This is a genomic window from Bradyrhizobium sp. SZCCHNR1098 (genome assembly GCF_032489375.1).
Classification (GTDB): domain Bacteria; phylum Pseudomonadota; class Alphaproteobacteria; order Rhizobiales; family Xanthobacteraceae; genus Bradyrhizobium.
The window spans coordinates 219,869-240,859 of record NZ_JAUEXY010000006.1 but is presented as its reverse complement, the minus strand read 5'-3'; the positions used below and the strand labels follow the sequence as shown (position 1 = coordinate 240,859).

Annotated in this window: 20 protein-coding genes; 4 read left to right on the top strand and 16 right to left on the bottom strand. The window is 65.9% G+C overall.

What is annotated here, in order from left to right; genetic code table 11:
- Positions 1–85 precede the first annotated feature (85 nt).
- The 8 genes from QX135_RS15555 to QX135_RS15520 form a co-directional block, all read right to left on the bottom strand.
- Positions 86–916 carry a flagellar motor protein MotB gene (locus QX135_RS15555; RefSeq protein ID WP_315739667.1) on the bottom strand — a complete coding sequence of 277 codons (831 nt, stop codon included), beginning with the start codon at positions 914–916 and terminating at the stop codon, positions 86–88.
- A 36-nt stretch (positions 917–952) separates the two neighbouring features.
- Entirely contained in the window at positions 953–1,726 is a 774-nt protein-coding gene (locus tag QX135_RS15550; RefSeq protein WP_315714499.1) for a motility protein A, read from the bottom strand.
- Between the two features lie 165 nt (positions 1,727–1,891).
- Positions 1,892–2,254 (bottom strand): Hpt domain-containing protein, encoded by a 363-nt coding sequence (locus QX135_RS15545; protein WP_315739666.1) that lies wholly within the window; start codon positions 2,252–2,254, stop codon positions 1,892–1,894.
- Entirely contained in the window at positions 2,251–4,440 is a 2,190-nt protein-coding gene (locus QX135_RS15540; protein ID WP_316180546.1) for a hybrid sensor histidine kinase/response regulator, read from the bottom strand. Before QX135_RS15540 ends, QX135_RS15545 begins: the two co-directional genes overlap by 4 nt.
- Before the next feature lie 295 nt (positions 4,441–4,735).
- Positions 4,736–5,455 carry an RraA family protein gene (locus QX135_RS15535; protein ID WP_315758933.1) on the bottom strand — a complete coding sequence of 240 codons (720 nt, stop codon included), beginning with the start codon at positions 5,453–5,455 and terminating at the stop codon, positions 4,736–4,738.
- A gap of 110 nt (positions 5,456–5,565) precedes the next feature.
- The gene (locus tag QX135_RS15530; protein WP_316180548.1) at positions 5,566–6,456 is read right to left on the bottom strand and encodes a phosphatidylcholine/phosphatidylserine synthase; all 891 of its coding nucleotides are present in this window, start codon (positions 6,454–6,456) and stop codon (positions 5,566–5,568) included.
- Between the two features lie 86 nt (positions 6,457–6,542).
- A complete protein-coding gene (locus tag QX135_RS15525; RefSeq protein ID WP_315739724.1) occupies positions 6,543–7,277 on the bottom strand; it encodes a phosphatidylserine decarboxylase in 735 nt (244 codons plus the stop codon).
- 93 nt (positions 7,278–7,370) lie between these two features.
- Positions 7,371–9,341, bottom strand: a complete 1,971-nt coding sequence (locus QX135_RS15520; RefSeq protein ID WP_316180550.1) for an ABC transporter ATP-binding protein/permease — start codon at positions 9,339–9,341, stop codon at positions 7,371–7,373.
- A gap of 242 nt (positions 9,342–9,583) precedes the next feature.
- Here QX135_RS15520 and QX135_RS15515 point away from each other — a divergent pair, with 242 nt between their 5' ends.
- Complete coding sequence (locus QX135_RS15515) at positions 9,584–10,186, top strand: TIGR00730 family Rossman fold protein (RefSeq protein ID WP_315739659.1); 603 nt, start codon at positions 9,584–9,586, stop codon at positions 10,184–10,186.
- A gap of 3 nt (positions 10,187–10,189) precedes the next feature.
- On the opposite strand, the gene QX135_RS15510 is transcribed toward QX135_RS15515, so the two are convergent.
- The 5 genes from QX135_RS15510 to QX135_RS15490 form a co-directional block, all read right to left on the bottom strand.
- Complete coding sequence (locus QX135_RS15510) at positions 10,190–10,567, bottom strand: VOC family protein (RefSeq protein WP_315739658.1); 378 nt, start codon at positions 10,565–10,567, stop codon at positions 10,190–10,192.
- Positions 10,568–10,682: 115 nt separating this feature from the next.
- Positions 10,683–12,296: a citramalate synthase gene (gene cimA / locus QX135_RS15505; protein ID WP_316180552.1), complete on the bottom strand. Its 1,614-nt coding sequence runs from the start codon at positions 12,294–12,296 to the stop codon at positions 10,683–10,685.
- The gene (locus QX135_RS15500; protein ID WP_315776894.1) at positions 12,293–12,796 is read right to left on the bottom strand and encodes a GNAT family N-acetyltransferase; all 504 of its coding nucleotides are present in this window, start codon (positions 12,794–12,796) and stop codon (positions 12,293–12,295) included. Before QX135_RS15500 ends, cimA begins: the two co-directional genes overlap by 4 nt.
- A 113-nt stretch (positions 12,797–12,909) precedes the next feature.
- Positions 12,910–14,319 (bottom strand): cysteine--tRNA ligase, encoded by a 1,410-nt coding sequence (gene cysS / locus QX135_RS15495; protein WP_316180555.1) that lies wholly within the window; start codon positions 14,317–14,319, stop codon positions 12,910–12,912.
- A gap of 72 nt (positions 14,320–14,391) precedes the next feature.
- Positions 14,392–14,679, bottom strand: coding sequence for a hypothetical protein (locus QX135_RS15490; RefSeq protein WP_315758940.1), 288 nt, complete (start codon positions 14,677–14,679; stop codon positions 14,392–14,394).
- Positions 14,680–14,708: 29 nt separating this feature from the next.
- Between QX135_RS15490 and QX135_RS15485 the strand changes: the two genes are divergently transcribed.
- Both QX135_RS15485 and QX135_RS15480 read left to right on the top strand, forming a co-directional pair.
- On the top strand, positions 14,709–15,017 hold the full coding sequence (locus QX135_RS15485) for a hypothetical protein (RefSeq protein WP_315739652.1): 309 nt from the start codon (positions 14,709–14,711) through the stop codon (positions 15,015–15,017).
- A gap of 153 nt (positions 15,018–15,170) precedes the next feature.
- Positions 15,171–16,325, top strand: coding sequence for a DUF2865 domain-containing protein (locus QX135_RS15480; RefSeq protein ID WP_315739651.1), 1,155 nt, complete (start codon positions 15,171–15,173; stop codon positions 16,323–16,325).
- A gap of 22 nt (positions 16,326–16,347) precedes the next feature.
- Here the strand turns inward: QX135_RS15480 and QX135_RS15475 are convergent, their stop codons facing one another.
- Genes QX135_RS15475 through QX135_RS15465 form a run of 3 tightly spaced genes read right to left on the bottom strand, consistent with a single transcriptional unit; the run spans position 16,348 to position 19,490 of the window.
- A complete protein-coding gene (locus tag QX135_RS15475) occupies positions 16,348–17,736 on the bottom strand; it encodes a nitrilase-related carbon-nitrogen hydrolase (RefSeq protein WP_316180557.1) in 1,389 nt (462 codons plus the stop codon).
- A 12-nt stretch (positions 17,737–17,748) separates the two neighbouring features.
- Entirely contained in the window at positions 17,749–18,102 is a 354-nt protein-coding gene (locus tag QX135_RS15470; RefSeq protein ID WP_315739649.1) for a diacylglycerol kinase, read from the bottom strand.
- Positions 18,102–19,490 carry a class II 3-deoxy-7-phosphoheptulonate synthase gene (locus QX135_RS15465; protein ID WP_316180559.1) on the bottom strand — a complete coding sequence of 463 codons (1,389 nt, stop codon included), beginning with the start codon at positions 19,488–19,490 and terminating at the stop codon, positions 18,102–18,104. The genes QX135_RS15470 and QX135_RS15465 overlap by 1 nt, the downstream gene beginning before the upstream one ends.
- A gap of 170 nt (positions 19,491–19,660) precedes the next feature.
- Here QX135_RS15465 and QX135_RS15460 point away from each other — a divergent pair, with 170 nt between their 5' ends.
- The gene (locus QX135_RS15460) at positions 19,661–20,533 is read left to right on the top strand and encodes an alpha/beta fold hydrolase (RefSeq protein WP_316227494.1); all 873 of its coding nucleotides are present in this window, start codon (positions 19,661–19,663) and stop codon (positions 20,531–20,533) included.
- Positions 20,534–20,991: the final 458 nt, after the last annotated feature.

Sequence of the window (20,991 nt, the reverse complement as noted above, 5' to 3'; positions counted from 1 at the left end):
GGCGAATCAAGTGCCTGCCGATGCTCTTCGTTGCCGTTCGCAAGCCGCGATGCGGCAATATGATGCGGGAAGCGAAGCGTCCCGGCTAGGGCTTCAGATCGGGCGGCAATGGCGGGTCTTCCCGCATCAAGGTGATCGTCACGCGGCGGTTGGCGGCCAGCGAGGGGTCGTCCGGGAACAGCGGCTGGGTGTCCGCCTTGCCGGAGACCGCGTAGATGTGGCTCGCCGGCAGCCCTTCCCGCTCCAGGATCTGTCGCACCGCGTTGGCGCGGTCCGCCGACAGGTCGAAACCACCATAATCGCTGCGGGCGGGAACGAAGCCGGCGGCCGTGTGCCCGGTGATCTGGACCCGAAGCGGCGTCGCCTTCAGCGGCGCGGCCAGCTTCTCGATCAGGCGTCGCGTGCGGTCGAAGGGCACCTTCGAGCCATCCGCGAACATCGAACGCCCGTCCTGGTCGACGATCTCCAAGTTGAGCCCCTGCTTGGTCTCTTCGAACATGATGTGCTTGGAGATCTCGGTCATCTCCGGCATGTCCTGCAGCGCCTGACGCAGCGAGGCGGACGCCAGCGCGAACTGGCGATCGATCTTCAGCTTGGCGCCATTGGTATGCTGGCGCTCCTCCTGCTCGGGGCTCGGCTCGCGCGCGGTCTCCTCCGGCGAGATGTGGGCGGCGTTCTTGAGCTTCGGCCGGGTCGGCAGGCCGTCGGATTCCACGATGCCCGAATAGCGCGACTCGGACTGCACGCCGAAGGCGTCGCGCATCGAGCCTGCGACGACTTTCAGCTTGTTGTTGTCCATGGTGGAGAACGCGACCAGCATCACGAAGAAGCTGACCAGAAGTCCCATCAGGTCGGCAAAGGTCACGAACCAGCCGTGACCGCCGCCATGCGCATCGCCCCTCTTCTTCTTTGCCATTGCCTACCCCACCCCGGATCGCCCCGCCTCAGCCGATCAGGCCGGCACGGGTTCGCCTTCGGCGTGGCGATGCTTCTCGGGCAGATAGGCCAGGAGCATTTCGCGGACCAGGGCCGGGCTCTTGGAGTCACGGATCATCAGGATTCCGTCGATGATCAGCGTCCGGTTGGTTTCCTCGTCCAGCAGCTTGCCATGCAGCTTGTCGGCGATCGGCAGACAGATCAGGTTCGACACCAACGCGCCGTACAGGGTCGCGAGCAGCGCGGTCGCCATGAACGGGCCGAGCTTCGAGGGGTCGGTCATGTTGGCGAACATCTGCACCATGCCGATCAGCGTGCCGACCATGCCGAACGCCGGGGCGCAGTCGCCGATGGCGCGATAGATCTTGCTGCCTTCGTCCAGGTGCATCAGGAAATTGTCGCGGTCGCGCTCGAGATTGTCGCGGATGAATTCGAGATCGTAGCCGTCGGCCACGTAGCGGATTCCCTTGGCGAGGAACGGCTCGTCGGTCTCGACCTTTTCCAGGCCGACCGGGCCCTGCTTGCGCGCGATCTCGGCAATGCGGGCGAGCTCGTCGACGAGCTCGCGGGCCGACAGGCGGCTCATGGTGAAAGCGTACTTCATTCCAAGCGGAACGCCGTGCAGCATGACGCCCAGCGGAAAGCGAATCATGGTGGCTGCGATCGAACCGCCGAAGATGATGATTGCGGCGTGCTCGCTGACGAACATCTCGAGATCGCCGCCCAGCAGCATCATCGTCGCGATGACGATCACGCCAGCCACGAGCCCCGCACTCGTCATAATATCCATGAGTCAACTCCACCCGCGTACGCAAACCACGGACCCTGCCGGACCGACGCGGTGCTTCTGGACCGCGTGTCACGACCCTAAATGTCCGCCATTAAGGACGAGTTACTGAATTCGGTAGGCATAATGAAAGGTAAACGGCAGCGCCGCAGACCACGCCGACCTCGCTCAAGCGGCTGACGCTCCGGACTTGAGCAGGTTAGCCGCGGCGAAGACGGCTGACTGATCGAATGATCGCTGCATCTTGTGGATCATCTCCAGCATCTGCGCCGGCTCCATCGTCGACGATCCGACCTCGAGTTCGCGCGACAGGCGCGACAGCGCCGAAAAACCGAACGTCGCCGACGAACTCTTGATCGAATGCGCCTCGCGCCTCAGTTCGAGGCGATCCTCGAACTTGGCGGCAAGCGTGCCGAACTTTCCCGAGGTATCGTCGAGGAACGTGCGCAGGACTTCCAGCGCATCCTCCTCGCCGAGCTCGGAGACCAGGGTCTGATAGATGGATTCGTCGAATTGCACCAAGTCGGTCATGCGACAAGCCTTTCCTTGTGTGTAGCAGCGACCGCGCGAAGCAGAGCGGCATTCAGTCGATCGCGCGTGACCGGCTTGGTCACGAAGTCGTTCATGCCGGCCTCCGTGCACGCCAGATGATCCTGGCTGGTGGCGTTGGCCGTCAGGGCAATAACGTAGATGTCCTGGGCAGGCGGCGGCAGCGAGCGGATCATCCGCGTCGCCGTGAGCCCGTCCATCTCGGGCATCATCATGTCCATCAGCACGAGATCGTAGCTCTGCCTCTGCACGGCCGCGATCGCCTGCGTTCCGTTCTCGACGATGTCGTAGCGGTGACCGAGCTTGTCCAAGAGCTTCTTGACGACGAACTGATTGGTCAGATTGTCCTCGGCAACGAGAATCTTCAGTGGCTCGACGCTGGCCGGACGTTCCTCGGCGATCGCCTCGCCGACCGGCGCGATGGTCGCTTCGGGCGCGCTCACCTGCTCGACGTCCGGCTGCGGCTGGACCTGGATCGAGAAGGTGAAGGTGCTGCCCACGCCCACCTTGCTCTGCACCTTGATGTCGCCGCCCATGCAGGTGACGAGGCGCTTGCAGATCGCGAGCCCCAGACCGGTGCCGCCGAAGCGGCGCGAGATGGAATTGTCGACCTGCGAGAACTGCTTGAACAGCCGGCTGACGGCGTCTGCGGGAATGCCGACGCCGGTATCGGCCACCGAGAACACCAGCGTCAGGTTCGGCCCGGCAAGGTTCTCGGCACGGACATCGACATGGACGCCGCCCGATTCGGTGAATTTGAGCGCATTGCCGACCAGGTTGAACAGCACCTGGCGCAATCGCGCGGGATCGCCGACCACGTAGCTTGGCACTTCCGGCGCGATCGAGGTGGTCAGCTGCAGACCCTTTTCCTTGGCGCGGGACACCAGCAGTTCGGCGGTCGCCGTCACCGACCGGTGCAGGTCGAACTCGATGTGCTCGATCTCCAGACGATCGGCATCGAGCTTGGAGAAATCGAGGACGTCGTTGAGCAGCTGCAACAGGTAGTCGGCCGACTCGCGCAAGGTGGTCGCGATCTTGCGCTGCTCCGGCGCGAGGTCCGCCGACAGCAAGAGATCGGCAAGGCCGATGACGCCGTTCATCGGCGTGCGGATCTCATGGCTCATCATCGCCAGGAATTCGGAGCGCGCCCGCGTGCCGGCCTCGGCGGCGTCGCGTGAGGCGGCAAGCCCCGCCTGATAGCGCGCAATCAGGATCGTGATGATGCCGATGACCACCGTCAGCAACGCCCCGACCAGCAGATCACGATCGCGGTTGAGCTTGAAGGCGCTGAAGATCTCCTCGGAGGCCTGACCGACGATGACCACCAGCGGCAGATCCTTGATGCGCTGGAACGAGTAGATGCGCGTGACGCCGTCGATCAGACTCTTGAAGGTGTAGAAGCCGCTGCTTCTGTGCTGAATGGCGCTCATCACCGGGCTGCCGGCGAGCGAGGATCCCACGCCCCCCGGGCCGGCCGAGGCCCGTGCGCGCACGATGCCGTCGAGACCGAGGAGCGTGACATTGCCCTTCTTGCCGAGATCGACCGAATTATAGAAGCTCGACAGATATTCGGGATCGAGCGAGACCACGACGACGCCGCCGAACGAACCGTCCGGCATGATGATGCGGCGGGTCAGCTGGATCGACCATTTGTTGGAGACGCGGCCGAAGATCGGCTTGCTGATGAAGAGAAGATCATCCTTGCCGTCGGCATGGACGCGGAAGTGCTCGCGGTCGCGCAGGTCGAGGCCGCGCATCTTTGGATCGATGTTGCTGGACAGCATGATGCCGTCCTTTCCGATCACGACGACCTGAAACGAGAAGTCGGACAGGAACTGGCTGTTCTTCGACCATAGCGACATGTCGAAGTTGTGCGGATCCCTGGCATAGGAGTCGCGGACGTAGAGCAATGTCTGATCTGCCGCGCGGATCGAGCGGATGATCTGCTCCTCGAACGCGCGGGCCAGGTTGGCGCCGTTCTTCAGCGCCGACTGCTCGGTACGCGTATGCTCTTCGGAGATCGTGTAGAAGATGCCGGCCCACACCAGGGCGATCGCCGAGAGGCCGATCGCGGCGCTGCCGAAATGTCCGATCAGCCGAACCATCTTGTCGACGGTCCGGTCGAGCCGCCCGAACAACGGCCTCGATTTCGATATGAGCCTGCGCATGTCCTTCGCCCTCGGGCGACATGCCTATCGGGACAGGCTGGCCATCAGGTAAAGCTTGATGGATAAAATCTTCTCAACGAGCGACGGCCGCTTAACCTTCGGCGAATCCCGGCCTGTTTGCGGGTCATTCGCCACCACGTTCGATACTTTCGGCGGAAGCTCGGCCGTCACCCCGTAGTCATCCGGATGCGGTTGCAGCGTCGCAGTTCGGCGAGCGGCCCTGCGCAGGGCCCGAACGGGGCCGCACCGCCGAGCGGTACGGCTCTCGCTGATTGGGACCGGAGCGAAGCGAAGCTCAATGAATCTCCGCCGACCGCTTCAAGGCGGCCTTGAGCTTCTCGAGCGAGAAATCCGCTGACCGCGCGATCTCCAGGATCGGCGTTTCGCGGCGCGCGCACAGCTCGGCCGCCTCGGGAAGCTTCGCCGCGATGTCGGCCGGGATGACGATCGCACCATGGCGATCGGAGTGGATCAGATCGTCCGAGCGCACGGTCATCCCGGCGACGCGGACTTCGCCGCCGAAGCTCTCGGCATGCACCCACGCATGCGACGGACCGATCGAGCCCGCCAGAGCCTGGAAGCCGGCAGCCCATTGCGGAATGTCGCGGATCGATCCATCCGTGATCACGCCGAGGCAGCCGAGCGCCTTGTGGACATTGCTCTGCACCTCGCCCCAGAACGCGCCGTAGCCGATGTCGGGACCATCGATGTCCTGGATCACGACGATGCGGGGACCATGACCGGTGCCGACATATTCGTAGTAGTCTGTGCGCCGCCTCGCCTGCTCGTCCGCCGGCAGACCCGATTTGACGACGGACCGGATCGTCGCCGTTCGCGCGTAGCCGACCATGGGCGGCAGATCGGGGAACGGACACACCAGCGGCTTGGTCGTGTAGCCGACCAGGCGGCGTTCGGGCGCCACGATCTCCATCGCGTTGCAGATGGTCGGCGTATCGTAGCGCGCGAGCGCCTCGAGAACGGAAGCAGCGAGGGGCGCGGCGGCAGTGCGTGTCACGGGCGTTTTCTCCGGATGATGCGGACGGCATTCGCGGCCGTCCTTGGCCATCCGGTATAACTGAGGCGCCGAAGCCGGCAAAGCGCGCGCTGGGTCTTGGGGCCCTGCGCTCAGTGCAGCCGTTCCGGCGGCCGCTGCCCCTGCTCCGCCGCCGGCGCGCCGGCCGGCGCAAAAGCCGTCGCGGATGAAGACGAGGTGTGCGGCGCTGCAGCCGCGGCACCAAGGACCGCGGAGTGCCGCGCCGCCTGCTGCCGATACAGCCGCCAGCCGAACGGAAGGCTCAGGATGTAGAGGATCGATCCTGCCGACAGGATGTGCCAGGGATAGACCACCAGCAGCGCCACGAAGAACACCACCGAGGCGAACACTGGCAGCACGAGTTCGGGCGAGACGCGCATCCGCGTGGTCTTGCCGGAGAACACCGGCAGCCGCGACACCATCAGGAAGGCGATCAGCAGCGTGTAGAAAGCCGTCACCAGCGCCGGCGGCCTCGGCAGATCCAGGAACGCCAGATAGACCGGCAGCAGCACCGTGATGGCGCCAAGCGGGGCCGGCACGCCGGTGAAGAAGTTGGCGGCGAAGGGCGGCTTGTTGGGATCGTCAATGCTGGCATTGAAGCGCGCCAGCCGCAGGCCGCCGCTGATGGCGTACATCATGGCGGCGATCCAGCCGCCGTCGCGCAGCTCATGGAGCTGCCAGAAATACAGGATCAGGCCCGGCGCCACGCCGAAATTGACGAAATCGGCCAGGCTGTCGAGCTCGGCGCCGAACTTCGACTGGCCCTTGATCATGCGGGCGATGCGGCCGTCGATGCCGTCCAGGAAGGCAGCGAAGACGATGGCGCCGACGGCGAGCTCCATCCGCCCCTCGGTCGACAACCGGATTGCGGTCAGGCCGGCGCAGATCGCCAGCAGGGTGATCATGTTCGGCACCAGCAGCCGCACCGGGATCGGGCGGAAACGGCGCCGGCGCAGTTCGGGAGAGTTCGGATCGAAGCTCATGATCACACCACGTGTGGGTTGGTCGGAACCTTGTGTCGGAAGGTGCCTCAAGGACCTTTAATGAGTCATCATCGGCCGACGACGGTTCACTGGCTCCGGAAGGTCAGGCCGGGCACGGGCACGTCGAAATCGGCCAGGATCGTCTCGCCGGCAATGGCCGTCTGCCCCTCCGAGACCAGAACTTCCGTGCCGTCAGGCAGATAGACGTCGAGCCGCGAGCCGAAGCGGATCAGGCCGAAGCGCTCGCCAGCCCCGATGGTCTGCCCCTCGCGCACGAACGACACGATCCGGCGCGCCACGAGGCCGGCGATCTGGACCACGCCGATGCGGCCATGCGGCGTCGAGATCGCGAGCGAGTTGCGCTCGTTGTCCTCGCTCGCCTTGTCGAGCTCGGCGTTGATGAAGGCCCCCGGACGGTAGGAGATCTTCTCGATCCGGCCGGCCACCGGGCTGCGGTTCACATGCACGTTGAACACGCTCATGAAGATCGAGACCCGCAGCAGCGGCCGGTCGCCGAGGCCGAGCTCGGCCGGCGGCAGGGCGCGCGTGATCATGGAGATGCGCCCGTCGGCCGGCGCCACCACCAGCCCTTCCCGCTGCGGCGTGACCCGGATCGGGTCGCGGAAGAACAGCGCGCACCAGACGGTGAGCAGCGTGCCGATCCAGCCGAGCGGGGTGAATATCCAGAACAGGATCAGGCTGACGAGGGCAAATCCCCCGATGAAGGGATAACCTTCCGGGTGGATCGGCGGGATCTGAGCGCGGATGGAATTGCTGATCGACATGGCCTGCTTCGTTGAGTGTTGTCGCTCTGACCTCAGAGCGGACCGCCGCCTTGACTAGGTCGATGGCCGGCGAAGGTCAAAATGAATCCTTAATGCATTCTTGAGTTCAGATCAGGGCGGTCCGCGGCATCATTCGGCGGCACTCGCCACCTGGCCGGTCCGATCGGGCCCGACCGCGTCCGGCTCGCTCCGATCCGGCGGATTGCGGTTCGGCGCCGCCGCATCGTCGCCGATTTGCGCCAATTTTTCGCGCGCCTCCTCGGCCTCGCGCTGCCGGTTCCACATGCCGGCATACAGCCCGCCTTTGCCCAGCAGCTCGGCATGGGTGCCGCGCTCGGCAATTCGCCCCCGGTCGAGCACGATGATCTCGTCGGCCGCCACGATGGTCGAAAGCCGGTGCGCGATCACGAGCGAGGTGCGATTGCGCGACACGCTATCGAGCGCCTCCTGGATCTCGTGCTCGGTATGGCTGTCCAGCGCCGAGGTCGCCTCGTCCAGCACGAGGATCGGCGGCCCCTTCAGGATGGTGCGGGCAATCGCAACGCGCTGCTTCTCCCCACCGGAGAGCTTGAGGCCGCGCTCGCCCACCTGCGTCTCGTACCCCTTCGGCGCCATCCGGATCAGACCGTCGATCTGCGCGAGGCGGGCCGCCTCCTCGACGGCGGCGTCGTCGGCATCCCAGCGTCCGTAGCGGATGTTGTAGCGGATGGTGTCGTTGAACAGCACGGTGTCCTGCGGCACCATGCCGATCTGGGCGCGCAGCGACACCTGGGTGACGTCACGGATGTCCTGCCCATCGATCAGGATGCGGCCGCCGGAGACGTCGTAGAGGCGAAACAGCAGCCGCGAGATGGTCGACTTGCCGGCACCTGACGGACCCACGATCGCGACCGTCTTGCCGGCCGGCACCTCGAAGCTCAAGCCCTGCAGGATCGGCCGCTCCGGCTCATAGGCGAAGCGGACGTCCTCGAAGCGGACATGGCCGGAGGTTACCACCAAAGGCGTCGCCCCGGGTGAATCGTTCACCTCGGCATCGCGCGTGAGCACGCCGAACATCTTCTCGATGTCGATGATCGCCTGCTTGATCTCGCGGTAGACCATGCCCATGAAGTTCAGCGGCTGGTAGAGCTGGATCATCATGCTGTTGATCATGACGAAGTCGCCGACCGTGTTGCGGCCCTGGCGCACGCCCTGGGCGCACATCAGCATCGCCACCGTCAGCCCGATCGTGAAGATCACGGCCTGCCCGGCGTTGAGCACCGCGAGCGAGGTATAGGTCTTCACGCTGGCGCGCTCGTAGCGCTCCATGGAACGGTCATAGCGCTCGGCCTCGCGCGCCTCGGCGCCGAAATATTTCACCGTCTCATAGTTCAAGAGCGAGTCGATCGCCTTGGTGTTGGCGTCGGTGTCCGAGTCGTTCATGCGGCGCCGGATCTCGATGCGCCACTCGGTCGCAATGTAGGTGTAGTAGAGATAGGCTGCGACCATGGTGAGCGTGACCAGCACGTAGCGCCAGTCGAACTGCCAGAGCAGCACCGCCGTCAGCAGCGAGACCTCGACGATGGTCGGGATCAGCTGCAGGATCACCATGCGCACGATGGTCTCGATCGCGTTGCGGCCGCGCTCGAGCACGCGGGTCAGGCCGCCGGTCTTGCGCTCCAGGTGAAAGCGCAGCGACAATTCGTGCATGTGGACGAAGGTGATGGTCGCGAGCTTGCGCACCGCATGCATGGCGACGCGGGCAAAAATACCATCTCGCCACTGCGTCAGCACCGCCATCAGGACGCGCATCCCGCCGTAGCTTGCCGTCATGACGAGCGGCGAGGCCACCAGCCAGAACGCCCAGTTGGCGGGCGCAATCGGCGCGGTGTTGGCGCCGGTCAGCGCGTCGGTCGCCCATTTGAAGGTGAAGGGCAGGACCAGCGTCGCGACCTTCGCCACAATCAGCAGCACCACCGACCATAGCACGCGCATCTTCAGGTCGGCGCGATCGCTCGGCCAGATGAAGGGCCACAAATGGCGCAGCGTGCCGGCCACCGTTCCCTGCTCGAGGGACGATGGCTGGCTGGCGGCTGGTTCGGAGGAGGAATCGGGCGGCATCTAACGTTCTGGAACAGCGAGTGTCTCGGCATGTTGTGATGCCGGCGTTGCTGGTCATATAGAGTGTCCGGGCGCCGGATGCACCCGTGCGTCGGCGGATTCCGTTGCCGCGGCGCAGTATTTGCATACTCCATTCCCAGGCAAATGGATCCATCCAGTCCGCATCATTCCGTGAAAGCCCGCGAATCCACGCCCTCCGCCCTCGTCTTGACGCCTTTCAACTGCAGTGTCACATCCGTCCAATGACTGAAATCCGCACCGTCTGTGTCTATTGCGGCTCCGGCCCCGGGACCAATCCCAGCTTCATCGAATCAGCGAAAGCGCTCGGCAAGGCGCTCGCCGAGAACGGCGTCAGGCTCGTCTATGGCGGCGGCTCCATCGGCATGATGGGCGCGGTTGCCAAGGCGGTGCTCGACCATGGCGGCGACGTCACCGGCATCATTCCGGACTTCCTTGTGAAGAAGGAAGTCATGATGCCGCTGAAGGATCTCATCGTCACGCCCGACATGCATGAACGCAAGCGGCTGATGTTCGAGCATTCCGATGCGTTCGTGGCGCTGCCCGGCGGCATCGGCACGCTCGAGGAGCTGGTCGAGCAGTTAACCTGGAAACAGCTCGGACGCCACGCCAAGCCGGTGCTGATGGCCAACATCGACGGCTTCTGGGAGCCGCTGTTCTCGCTGCTCGCCCATATGCGCGAGACCGAGTTCATCCGCCCCGGCTTCTCGATCGAGCTCTTGAAGGCCGAGCGCGTCGAGGACATCCTGCCGCGCCTGCGCGCGGCTGCCGCCGGCATCGCCAGGGAAGAGACCGAAATGGCACCGGAGATCGCCAAGCGGCTCTGATCCCTACTCCGCGGGAAATGTGACGGCTTCGATCCGGTTGCCGTCGGGATCGAGCACGAAGGCGGCGTAGTAGCGCACGCGATCATGCGGCCGTAGCCCAGGCAGGCCGTCTGAAACACCGCCCGCCTCCAGCGCCGCCGCATGGAATGCATCGACCTCGGCGGTGCTCCTGGCACGGAAGCACAGATGCGAGCCGGTGTCGGACGATACCCGCGCCATCGCGGGGCGCAGATTGATCCAGAACTCCGGATAGGCCTTGCCGAAGCCGATGGTCGCCGGGCGCGCGACCAGGCGCGTCATCCCGAGCGGCGCCAGCGCGAGCTCATAGAAGCGGGCGCTGCGGGCGAGATCGCTGACGCCGACGGAGACGTGGTCGATCATGCGTTTGCTCCTGGCCTCTCCACGTCATTGCGAGGAGCGAAGCGACGAAGCAATCCAGAATCGCGCATTCAGCCCTGGATTGCTTCGCTTCGCTCGCAATGACGGATACACCATCTCACCCCGGCGCACCTGACTTCACCAGCTTGTAGAATACCGAATCCATCAGCGCCTGGAACGAGGCATCGATGATGTTCGGCGACACGCCGACCGTGGTCCAGCGCTCGCCCTTTTCGTCCTCGCTCTCGATCAGCACGCGCGTGACCGCCTCGGTGCCGCCATTGAGGATGCGGACGCGATAGTCGATCAGCTTCAGACCATCGATATAGCCCTGGTACTTGCCGAGATCCTTGCGCAGCGCGACGTCGAGCGCATTGACCGGACCGTTGCCCTCGGCCGCCGAGATCAGCCGCTCGCCGGCGACGTCGACCTTGACCACGGCCAGCGCCACCGTGACGCGCTCGCCGAGCGCGTTGTAGCGCTGCTCGACATTGACGTCGAACTGCTCGACCCGGAAGTACTCGGGCACCGAGCCCAGCGTGCGCCGCGCCAGCAGCTCGAACGAGGCGTTGGCGGACTCGTAGGCATAGCCCGCGGCCTCGCGCTCCTTCAGCTCCTCGACCAGCCGCGTCAGCTTCGGATCGCTCTTGGTGAAGGGAATGCCACCACGCTCCAGCGCCGCGATCACGTTGGAACGGCCCGCCTGGTCCGATACCAGCACCTTGCGACGATTGCCGACGCTCTCGGGCAGAATGTGCTCATAGGTTTGTGGATCCTTGAGCACGGCCGAGGCATGAATGCCGGTCTTGGTCACGAAGGCGCTCTCGCCCACATAGGGCGCGTGGCGGTTCGGCGCGCGGTTCAGCATGTCGTCGAGCGTCCGCGAGACCTTCATCAGCCCGGCGAGTTGGTGGTCGGAGACGCCAATCTCGAAGCGATCCGAGAACTCCGTCTTCAGCTTCAAGGTCGGGATCAGCGAGCACAGATTGGCGTTGCCGCAGCGCTCGCCGAGCCCGTTCAGCGTGCCCTGGATCTGGCGCACGCCGGCGCGCACCGCGGCAAGCGAATTCGCCACCGCCTGTTCGGTGTCGTTGTGGGCGTGGATGCCGAGGTGATCGCCCGGCACGTGCTTGACGACCTCGCCGACGATCGCCTCGATCTCGTGCGGCATGGTGCCGCCATTGGTGTCGCACAACACGACCCAGCGCGCGCCGGCCTCATGTGCCGCGCGTGCGCAGGCCAGCGCGAACTCCGCATTCTCCTTGTAGCCGTCGAAGAAATGCTCGCAGTCGAGCATCACCTCGCGCCCCGCAGCCTTTGCAGCCGTCACGCTGTCGCGGATCGAGGCGAGATTCTCTTCGTTGGTGGTCTCCAGCGCGACGCGCACCTGATAGGCGGATGACTTCGCGACGAAGCAGATCGCGTCCGCCTTGGCCTCCAGCAACGCTGCTACGCCCGGATCGTTGGACACCGAGCGTCCCGCCCGGCGCGTCATCCCGAAGGCGGTGAAGCGGGCGTGGCCGAGCTTGGGCTTGGCGGCGAAGAACTCCGTGTCGAGCGGATTGGCGCCGGGATAGCCGCCCTCGACATAGTCGATGCCGAGATCGTCGAGCATGCGCGCGATGGCCTGCTTGTCGGCCAGCGTGAAATCGACACCGTTGGTCTGCGCGCCATCGCGCAGGGTGGTGTCGAACAGATAAAGTCGTTCCCTGCTTGTGCCTGCCGTGCTCATGCCTGTGCTCCCCCGGAGCCGAGCGTCTTCTTCATCGTCGTGTTGGCGAGCCACTCGCCATTGATGGAGACGCTGTTGCGCTGCTGCGCGACGTAGCCGCGCTTGCGGAAGAATTCGACCGCCGTGTCGCTGGCGTCGACCGACAGACCGGTCGTGCCGCGCGCGCCCGCCAGCTTTTCCAGCGCGTCGCATAGCAGGGCCCCGACGCCCTGCCCCGCCGCGTTCGGATGGACATAGAGCATGTCGATGTGATCGTTTCCCTTCAGCGCGGCGAAGCCGACCGGCGAGCCCTGCAGGGTCGCAATCAAGGTGAGCTCGGACGCCAACCTTTTGCCGAAGCCCGTCTCATCGTCCACAGCGGAAGCCCAGGCCTCCTGCTGCTCCTCGCTGTAATCGTCACCGGTCAGCTCCTGGATGCTGGCGACGAAGATCGCGGCCAGCACCGGCGCATCAGCGGGAAGAAACGGCCGCAGCGCGGGCCTCGGGAGAGCCTGTCCCATGCGTCACCACATCCCGTAGAGTTTCGTGACCAGCGCCACTGCGCCCGCGATCAGAACCAGCTTGAGCAGGATGTAGTACAGCCAGTGCCGCGGAAACGGCGTGTCGGGCTTGCTCATCGCGCGATCTCCCAGGTCGTCACCGGCTTGCCGTCGGCGCCCTTGCCATCCTTCAACACGACACCCATCGCCGCGAGCTCGTCGCGGAGGCGATCGGACTCCTTGAAGTCCTTGCGCGCGCGAGCCGCGGTGCGCTCGGCGATCAGGCTCTCGACCTTGGCGGCGTCGACGCCTTTGGCCTGCTGCTTTCGCGCTTCCCATTGCGCGACGGTTTCTGACAGGAAGCCCGCAAAACGAAGCGAGCCTGCAAAGGCAGCGCGATCCGCCTCGCCGCCGGACGCCGCACGGCTCCGCAACGCGTGCAGCTCTGCGATCATCAGCGGCGTGTTGAGGTCATCGACGAGGGCGGCGATGATCTCAGGCTCCGGCTGCTCGCCCGGCGCATCGGCCGCGACGCGATACCAGTCGTCGAGCGTCTTCGCGCTCTCCTCCAGGCCCTTGACCGTCCAATCCGCCGGCGAGCGATAATGCATCTTGAGCATGTTGAGGCGCAACACCTCTCCGGGCCAGTCCGCCAGCAGGTCACGGATGGTGACGAAGTTGCCGAGGCTCTTCGACATCTTCGCGCCCTCGACCTGGACGAACTCGTTGTGCAGCCAGTAGTTCGCCATCACGGACGTGCCGTGCGCGCAACGCGACTGCGCGATCTCGTTCTCATGATGCGGGAAGATCAGGTCGAGCCCGCCGCCATGGATGTCGAAGACCTCGCCGAGATAGGCTGCGCTCATCGCCGAGCACTCGATGTGCCAGCCCGGCCGTCCGCGGCCCCACGGGCTGTCCCAGCCCGGCTCGTCCTCCGAGGACTGCTTCCACAGCACGAAGTCCGCCGGGCTCTTCTTGTGCGCATCGACCGCGACGCGCGCGCCGGCGAGTTGCTCGTCGAGCTTGCGGCCCGACAGCGCGCCATAATCCGGCATCGACCGGGTATCGAACAGCACCTCTCCGCCCGCCTCGTAGGCATGGCGGCGCGCAATCAGCTGCTGGATTAGCGTCACCATATCCGCCTTGCCATCAGGGCGCGGCAGCACGAAATCGGTGGCCCGCGGCTCGAAGGTGGGTCGGAGACTGCCGAGCGCAGCCGCGTCGCTGTGGAACTGATTGGCCGTCACCTCCGTGACCTTGCGGATCGCCTCGTTCAGCGGCAGCCCGGGAAAGTCGCGCGCGGCGCGCGCGTTGATCTTGTCGTCGACATCCGTGATGTTGCGGACGTAGGTGACGCGATCCTTGCCATAGAGATGGCGCAGCAGCCGGAACAGCACGTCGAAGACGATGACCGGGCGCGCATTGCCGATATGGGCGAAGTCGTAGACCGTCGGTCCGCAGACATACATGCGGACATTGTTGGGATCGAGCGGCACGAAGGGGCGCTTCTCCCGCGACGCGGTGTCGTACAAACGCAAGTCCATGGTCCGTCCCCGAATGCCCTGTGCTCACCGCCCCGCCGGACCGACAGTCCATGACGAAGCGCAACGGGTGTCCTACGCCGCACGACCGCCCGCGAGCGGGCCGCCACGGCACGAATCACGCTTCCGACCTGCCGGCCGGGCGTCCTGATCATCTCTGTTGAGAAAAGACGGCCTCAGCCAGCGAATCGCTAGCGCGTAATCTCGCGGCAAATGCAGCAGATGGCGAGGAAACCGTTCATGAAACTCACCATGCTGCAGCAGGCTGTCTCCGTCAAGAGCCGCAAAACGGCCGTTTTCACTGCCCAAATGCTCGCGCCCCGCCTCATGGTTAATCATTTTTAACCTTTTGGGCCTAACCATGAGTTGTCTCCTACACCCACCGGTGCACCATGCGAATCTCCTCGGCGCTGCTCGCCTGCTGTGTTCTCCTCGCCGCCGCGACCACCGCCACGGCGGAGAGCCGCATCTTCATCATCGCCAACGAAGCCGACGGCTACGGCGTCGACCAGTGCCTCGCCAAGGGCGACCGATGCGGCGCCTCGGCCGCGCGGTCGTACTGCCAATCACGGGATTTTGCACAGGCCTCCTCCTATCGCCGCGTCGACCCCGATGAAATCACCGGATCGGTGCCGAAAGCTGGCGCGAACTGCGCCCATGGCGGCTGCAGCGACTTCGTCGCGATCACCTGCCAGCGCTGAGACGGCCGGGAACGGCTGTTCCCGCCACCCCGGCGCCCCGGAAACGACGTGACGATGCCCGACAAAGCGGCTAAGGGATGCCCGCCGCTGCCGCGATTTTTCCGAATTCTGTGCTAGTCCCGCGGCTGCACCCATGGACCGGAATACCGCATCTTGATCGCATCCTTGTCTCCGCGCCTGTTGGCCGTCTCTGCGCTGCTCGGATTGACCCTGACCGGCTCGCACGCCCTGGCGCAATCCAGCTCCGAGTCCTATGCGCAGATGCCGCCGGGCCAGCCCGGGCCGCAGGCCGGCGTCAATCCGATCTGCCCGCGTCTGGAAGCGCAGCTCGCCTCGATCGATCGCGGCGGTGGCGGCGATCCCGCGCGTGAGGACCAGATCCGGCGTTATCAGGACGCGGCCGCCAAGCAGCAAGGCGAGCTCGACCGCGTCAGCATGCAGGCCAAGCGCATGGGCTGCGACAGCACCGGCTTCTTCTCGCTGTTCAATGGCCGTTCCGCGGAATGCGCTCCGGTCAACAACCAGATCCAGCAGATGCGAACCAATCTCGACCAGATCACCAACAGCCTGGAGCGGCTGCGCGGCGGCGGGTTTGGTGGTGAGCGCGACAATCAGCGCCGCTCGGTGCTGGCAGCGCTCGGCCAGAACAATTGCGGCCCGCAGTACCAGCAATATGCCAACGCCAATCGCGGCGGCGGCGGCAACTTCCTGACCAGCCTGTTCGGCGGCGGCGCCGACAGCAATCCGGCCGCATCGCTGCCCCCGCCGAGCGCCGATCTCGCGGCGCCGCAGGGCACCTACCGGACCGTGTGCGTACGTAGCTGCGACGGCGCCTATTTCCCGATCTCGTTCGCCACCGTTCCCGGCCGCTTCGCCGACGACGAGCGCGCCTGCAAGGCGCAATGCCCCGCCGCCGACGCGACGCTGTTCACCTATCGCAATCCCGGCGAGGACATGAACCAGGCGGTCTCGGTCAACGGCCAGCCCTACACCGCGCTGCCGAACGCCTTCAAGTATCGCACCGAGTTCAACCCGAGCTGTTCCTGCAAGGCCGCGGGACAGACCTGGGCCGACGCGCTGAAATCGATCGATGACAAGGCCGCAGCCGAGCAGCAGGGCGACATCATCGTCACCGAGGAGAGCGCCAAGCGGATGCAGCAGCGCCAGACCGGTAAGCCGCCGGCGAACGCCGCCCGGAAGGGTGCCGCGCCGGCCGAGGCCGCAGCGCCCGCGACCGCGGACACCACGGGCGCCGGTGGCGACAAGCAGATCCGCACGGTCGGACCGACCTTCATCCCGGCGCGCTGAGCGAGATCGCCGGACCATCGGGTCATCCTTCGAACGCATCTGAGAACGCGCGGCCAGCGAGATCGGGCGAGATGACTTCGCCCGACGGTCCCAGCGCGTTCGCAGGCTTCCAACGATTGCGCAGCGCTGCGAGACGAACGATCTCGGCCTGGGACATGTCGTCGAACAGAGCGACACCGCCGGCCGCGTCACCGATCTCACAGCCATTCCGATCCGACTCCTCGCCTGTAGCGACGGCAAGCGCACCAGAAAGACTCGCCAAGCCCAGCAGCAGCGTGCCGCGCACGCGCGCCAGCAGGGCGTGACGGGCGCCGCCCGCCAGCGGACCGGGCAGAACCGTTTCGAAGCCGGCCACTGCCGCCGCGATCGGCAACACCTCGGCGGCGACACCGAGCCGCGCCGCGATTGCAATAGCCCGCGCCTCCTGCGGCATGTCGGGCCCGGACAGCACCACGCAGCGAACCCTCGCAGCTCCCAGCGCATCGACGGCCATCGCCAATGACAGCGCGGATTCGATGCCTCCGGTCAGGCCGAGCACGATGCCGGTGAAGCCGTGCTTCTCGACATGGTCGCGCAGGCCGAGCACGCGGGCCGCGTAGTCCGCCTCGTCGCCCTCGATCAGCGTGGTGACCGGTCCCCGGCACTGCCAGCCATCGTCTCCCCTGCTCCATGCCAAGGTCGTGATTTCAGCGACGAAACCGGGGAGCTGTGCCGCCACCGAGAGATCGGCGTTCAGCGCAAAGGACGCGCCGTCGAACACCTCGCCATCCTGACCGCCGACCTGATTGAGCCAGACGAGCGGCAGATCGCTTTCGGTGACGCGGGCCACGGCGGCCGACAGGCGCCGGTCGCCGCCGCCGCGCATGTAGCATGAGCGGCTCGGCACGACGATGAGCTCGGCCCCGGTTTCTGCCAGCGTCTCGATGACGTTTTCGTAGTTCGAGGATTCTTCGAGCGAGATGTCGTCGCCGATCGCGACGCCGATGCGAACGCCCCGCGCGCTGAGCGGGCCGGCAGCCGGGCCGCGCGTGAACAGGCGCTTCTGATCACCATCGAGCAGGTTGGCCTTGAAGCGCGTCGCGGCGATGCGGCCGGCGTCGAGCAGCACGCAGGCATTGTAGAGCTTGCCGTCCTCGATCCAGGGCGTGCCGATCAGCACCGCCGGCCCGCCATCGGCGGTCTCGCGCGCGAGAGCCTCGATCGCGGCCTGGCACGCGGCCTGAAATGCCGGCTGCAGGACGAGGTCCTGCGGCGGATCGCCCGCAATGAACAGCTCCGGCAGCACCACGAGATCGGCGCCGTCGGCCGAAGCCTTCGCGCGCGCCTCGCGCGCCTTGGCGACGTTGCCGGCGATGTCGCCGACCGTCGAGTTGAGCTGGGCCAGCGTGATCCTGAAGATGTCAGCGACCATCGCTCAACCCGTTCAAAGCAGCCCAAGCCGCTCGGCGATCGCGAACAGCCAGAAGCTGCCGGACATCAACAGCGCGACGCCGACCGCGGCCGAGCCGAGATCCTTGACCCGGCCGATCTGCAGATCGTGCTCGGTGGTGAGGCGGTCGGCGAGCTTCTCGATCGCGGTGTTGAGCAGCTCGACCACCAGCACCAGCACCACCGCGCAGACCAGCTCGACGCTGCGCATCGGCGTCGCGCCGACGACATAGGCCAGCGGCAGCGCCAGCAGGAACGCAACCACCTCCTCGCGCACCGCCTGCTCGGAGCGGAGCGCGAAGGCCAGGCCGTTGCGCGAGTTGAGCGTCGCGCGCCAGATGCGCAGCATCAGAAGCCCGCGACGGCCGGCATCGGTGCGGACTTGCCGCCGCGCTGCTGCTTCAGCAACTCGGCGATCAGGAACGCCATGTCGATCGACTGCTCGGCGTTCAGCCTGGGATCGCACACCGTGTGATAGCGGTCGTTGAGATCCTCATCGGTGATCGCCCGCGCGCCGCCGATGCATTCGGTGACATCCTTGCCGGTCATCTCGAGATGGATGCCGCCGGCATGGGTGCCTTCCGCGGCATGCACCGCGAAGAACGCACGCACCTCGGCAACGATGCGGTCGAACGGCCGCGTCTTGTAGCCCGAGGTCGAGGTGATGGTGTTGCCGTGCATCGGATCGCACGACCACACCACCTTGCGCCCTTCCCGCTGCACCGCGCGGATCAGTCCCGGCAGATGATCGCCGACCTTGTCGGCGCCGAAGCGGTTGATCAGGGTCAGCCGGCCCGGCTCGTTGTCGGGATTGAGGACGTCGATCAGCTTCAGCAGCTCGTCCGGCTTCAGCGACGGGCCGCATTTCAGGCCGATCGGGTTCTTGATGCCGCGGAAATACTCGACATGGCCGTGATCGAGCTGCCGGGTGCGGTCGCCGATCCAGATGAAATGGCCCGAGGTCGCGTACCAGTCGCCGGTGGTGGAATCGACGCGGGTGAAGGCCTGCTCATAGCCGAGTAGCAGCGCCTCGTGGCTGGTGTAGAAGTCGGTGGCACGCAGCTCCGGATGGCTCTCGAGGTCGAGGCCGCAGGCGCGCATGAAGTTGAGCGCCTCGGAGATGCGGTCGGCGAGCTCCTTGTAGCGCCGCGACTGCGGGCTATCCTTGACGAAGCCGAGCATCCATTGATGCACGCTGCCGAGATTGGCGAAGCCGCCGGTGGCGAAGGCGCGCAGCAGGTTCAGGGTCGCCGCCGACTGCCGGTAGGCGTCGAGCTGGCGGCGCGGATCGGGAATGCGCGCCTCGGGCGTGAAGGCGGTGTCGTTGACGATGTCGCCGCGATAGCTCGGCAGCTCGACGCCATTGATCTTCTCGGTCGGCGACGAGCGCGGCTTGGCGAACTGGCCGGCGATGCGGCCGACCTTCACCACCGGCACCGCGCCGGCATAGGTCATGACCACGGCCATCTGCAGCAGCACGCGGAAGAAGTCGCGGATGTTGTTGGCGCCGTGCTCGGCGAAGCTCTCGGCGCAGTCGCCGCCCTGCAGCAGGAAGGCCTGGCCGGCCGAAACCCGCGCCAGCGCCTTCTTCAGGTTGCGCGCCTCGCCGGCGAACACCAGCGGCGGGAAGGTCGCAAGCTGCGCCTCGACCTCGGCCAGCGCCTTCTGGTCGGGATAGTCAGGCACCTGCTGCACCGGCTTGGAACGCCAGCTCTCCGGGCTCCAGCGCTCGGTCATGGCTTCAACTCCCTTGCGAATACCGCGCGTTCATCCCCTACTGCGGCGCGCGCCTTATACACAGCCTGCCTCCGCGCCGCCACTTGGAATTTAAGGCGCAGACACAAGGGCTTGCACCGCAAGCCGAATTTGACTTTGCTGCGGTCCGGCGCGTGATGGGAGGACGAGGCGTGGGCGAGACGGGATCCAATGGCGTTTCGAGTGAGGATCTGACCATTGCGGCCATCGACGGCTTTGAGCTCGCGGGCACCCTGTTCGCGCCGCGCGGTACACCCGCGCATGCCGTGCTGATCAATTCCGGGGCGGCGATCCCGCGCCGGATCTATCGCGGCTTCGCTGCTCATCTTGCCCAGCAGGGTTGCGCGGTTCTGACCTACGACTATCGCGGGATCGGCGGCAGCCGTCCCCTCTCCCTGAAGGGCTTTGCGGCCTCGATGACCGACTGGGCCGCACTCGACATCACCGGCGCGGTCGGTTGGATGCGTGCGCGCTACGGTGCGCTGCCGCTGCGCTATGTCGGCCACTCCTTCGGCGGCCAGACGCTCGGCCTGCTCGCCAACAACACCGAGGTGTCGCGCGCCCTCTTCATCGCCTCGCAGGCCGGCTATTGGAAGCTCATGGCCCCGGGCGAACGCTGGCGCGTGGCGACGATGCTCAACGGCGTTGGCGTCCCGCTGACTCATGCGCTGGGTTACACGCCGGGCTGGAGTGGCGTCGGCGAGGACCTGCCGAAGGGTGTCTTCCTGCAATGGGTGCGCTGGATCATGAGCCCGCGCTATCTGTTCGATGACGCATCGCTGCCGCTTGCCAACTACGCCAACTTCAAGAGTCCCGTCCGGGCGCTGTGCCTCGCCGACGATCCCTGGGCGACCCGGCCGGCGGTCGAGCTGCTGTGCGCCGGCTATACGGGCACCACGCCGGAACTGCTCAGCATCGCGCCGCAGGACGTCGGCGCGTCCGCAATCGGCCATATGGGCTTCTTCCGCGCGGCGCATCGCGACACGCTGTGGCGCAGCGCGGCAGAGTGGCTGCTCGAAAGCTGACGCAGCGAACGGTTCGTCATGGCCCACGAGCGAGCGCTCCCGCGGCAGGTGCTGCCCGAGCTGTGCTGATGTCGTTCACCCTCATCAAGTCGGAGGGCGCAGGGAATGCCGGGTGAAGGCCTCACCCATGGCCCGCCTGCGGAAGAAAGTGCAGGCGGCAGGTACCACAGGTGCAGCCGATCAACCGGCATTCCCCGCGCGACAGTCTTAACGCTTATACGCAGTCTGCCTGGTGCGCCGGGCTTGTTGGCCACCATGCACGCAACGCGCTTACGCGCCTTGCGTGGGACACCAGCATCGGGGTGTCAGCACGCTGCGACTTCACGTCCGCGCAAGCCGTTCGTCCGCGTGTCCGAAGACACGCTGCGGCTTACTCGCGGCCATCGCTCCCCGCCCCGCGTGTCGTGACGATCGCGCGCAACGCCCCTCCGAGTGAGGCGGGATGCGCACAATAGAGC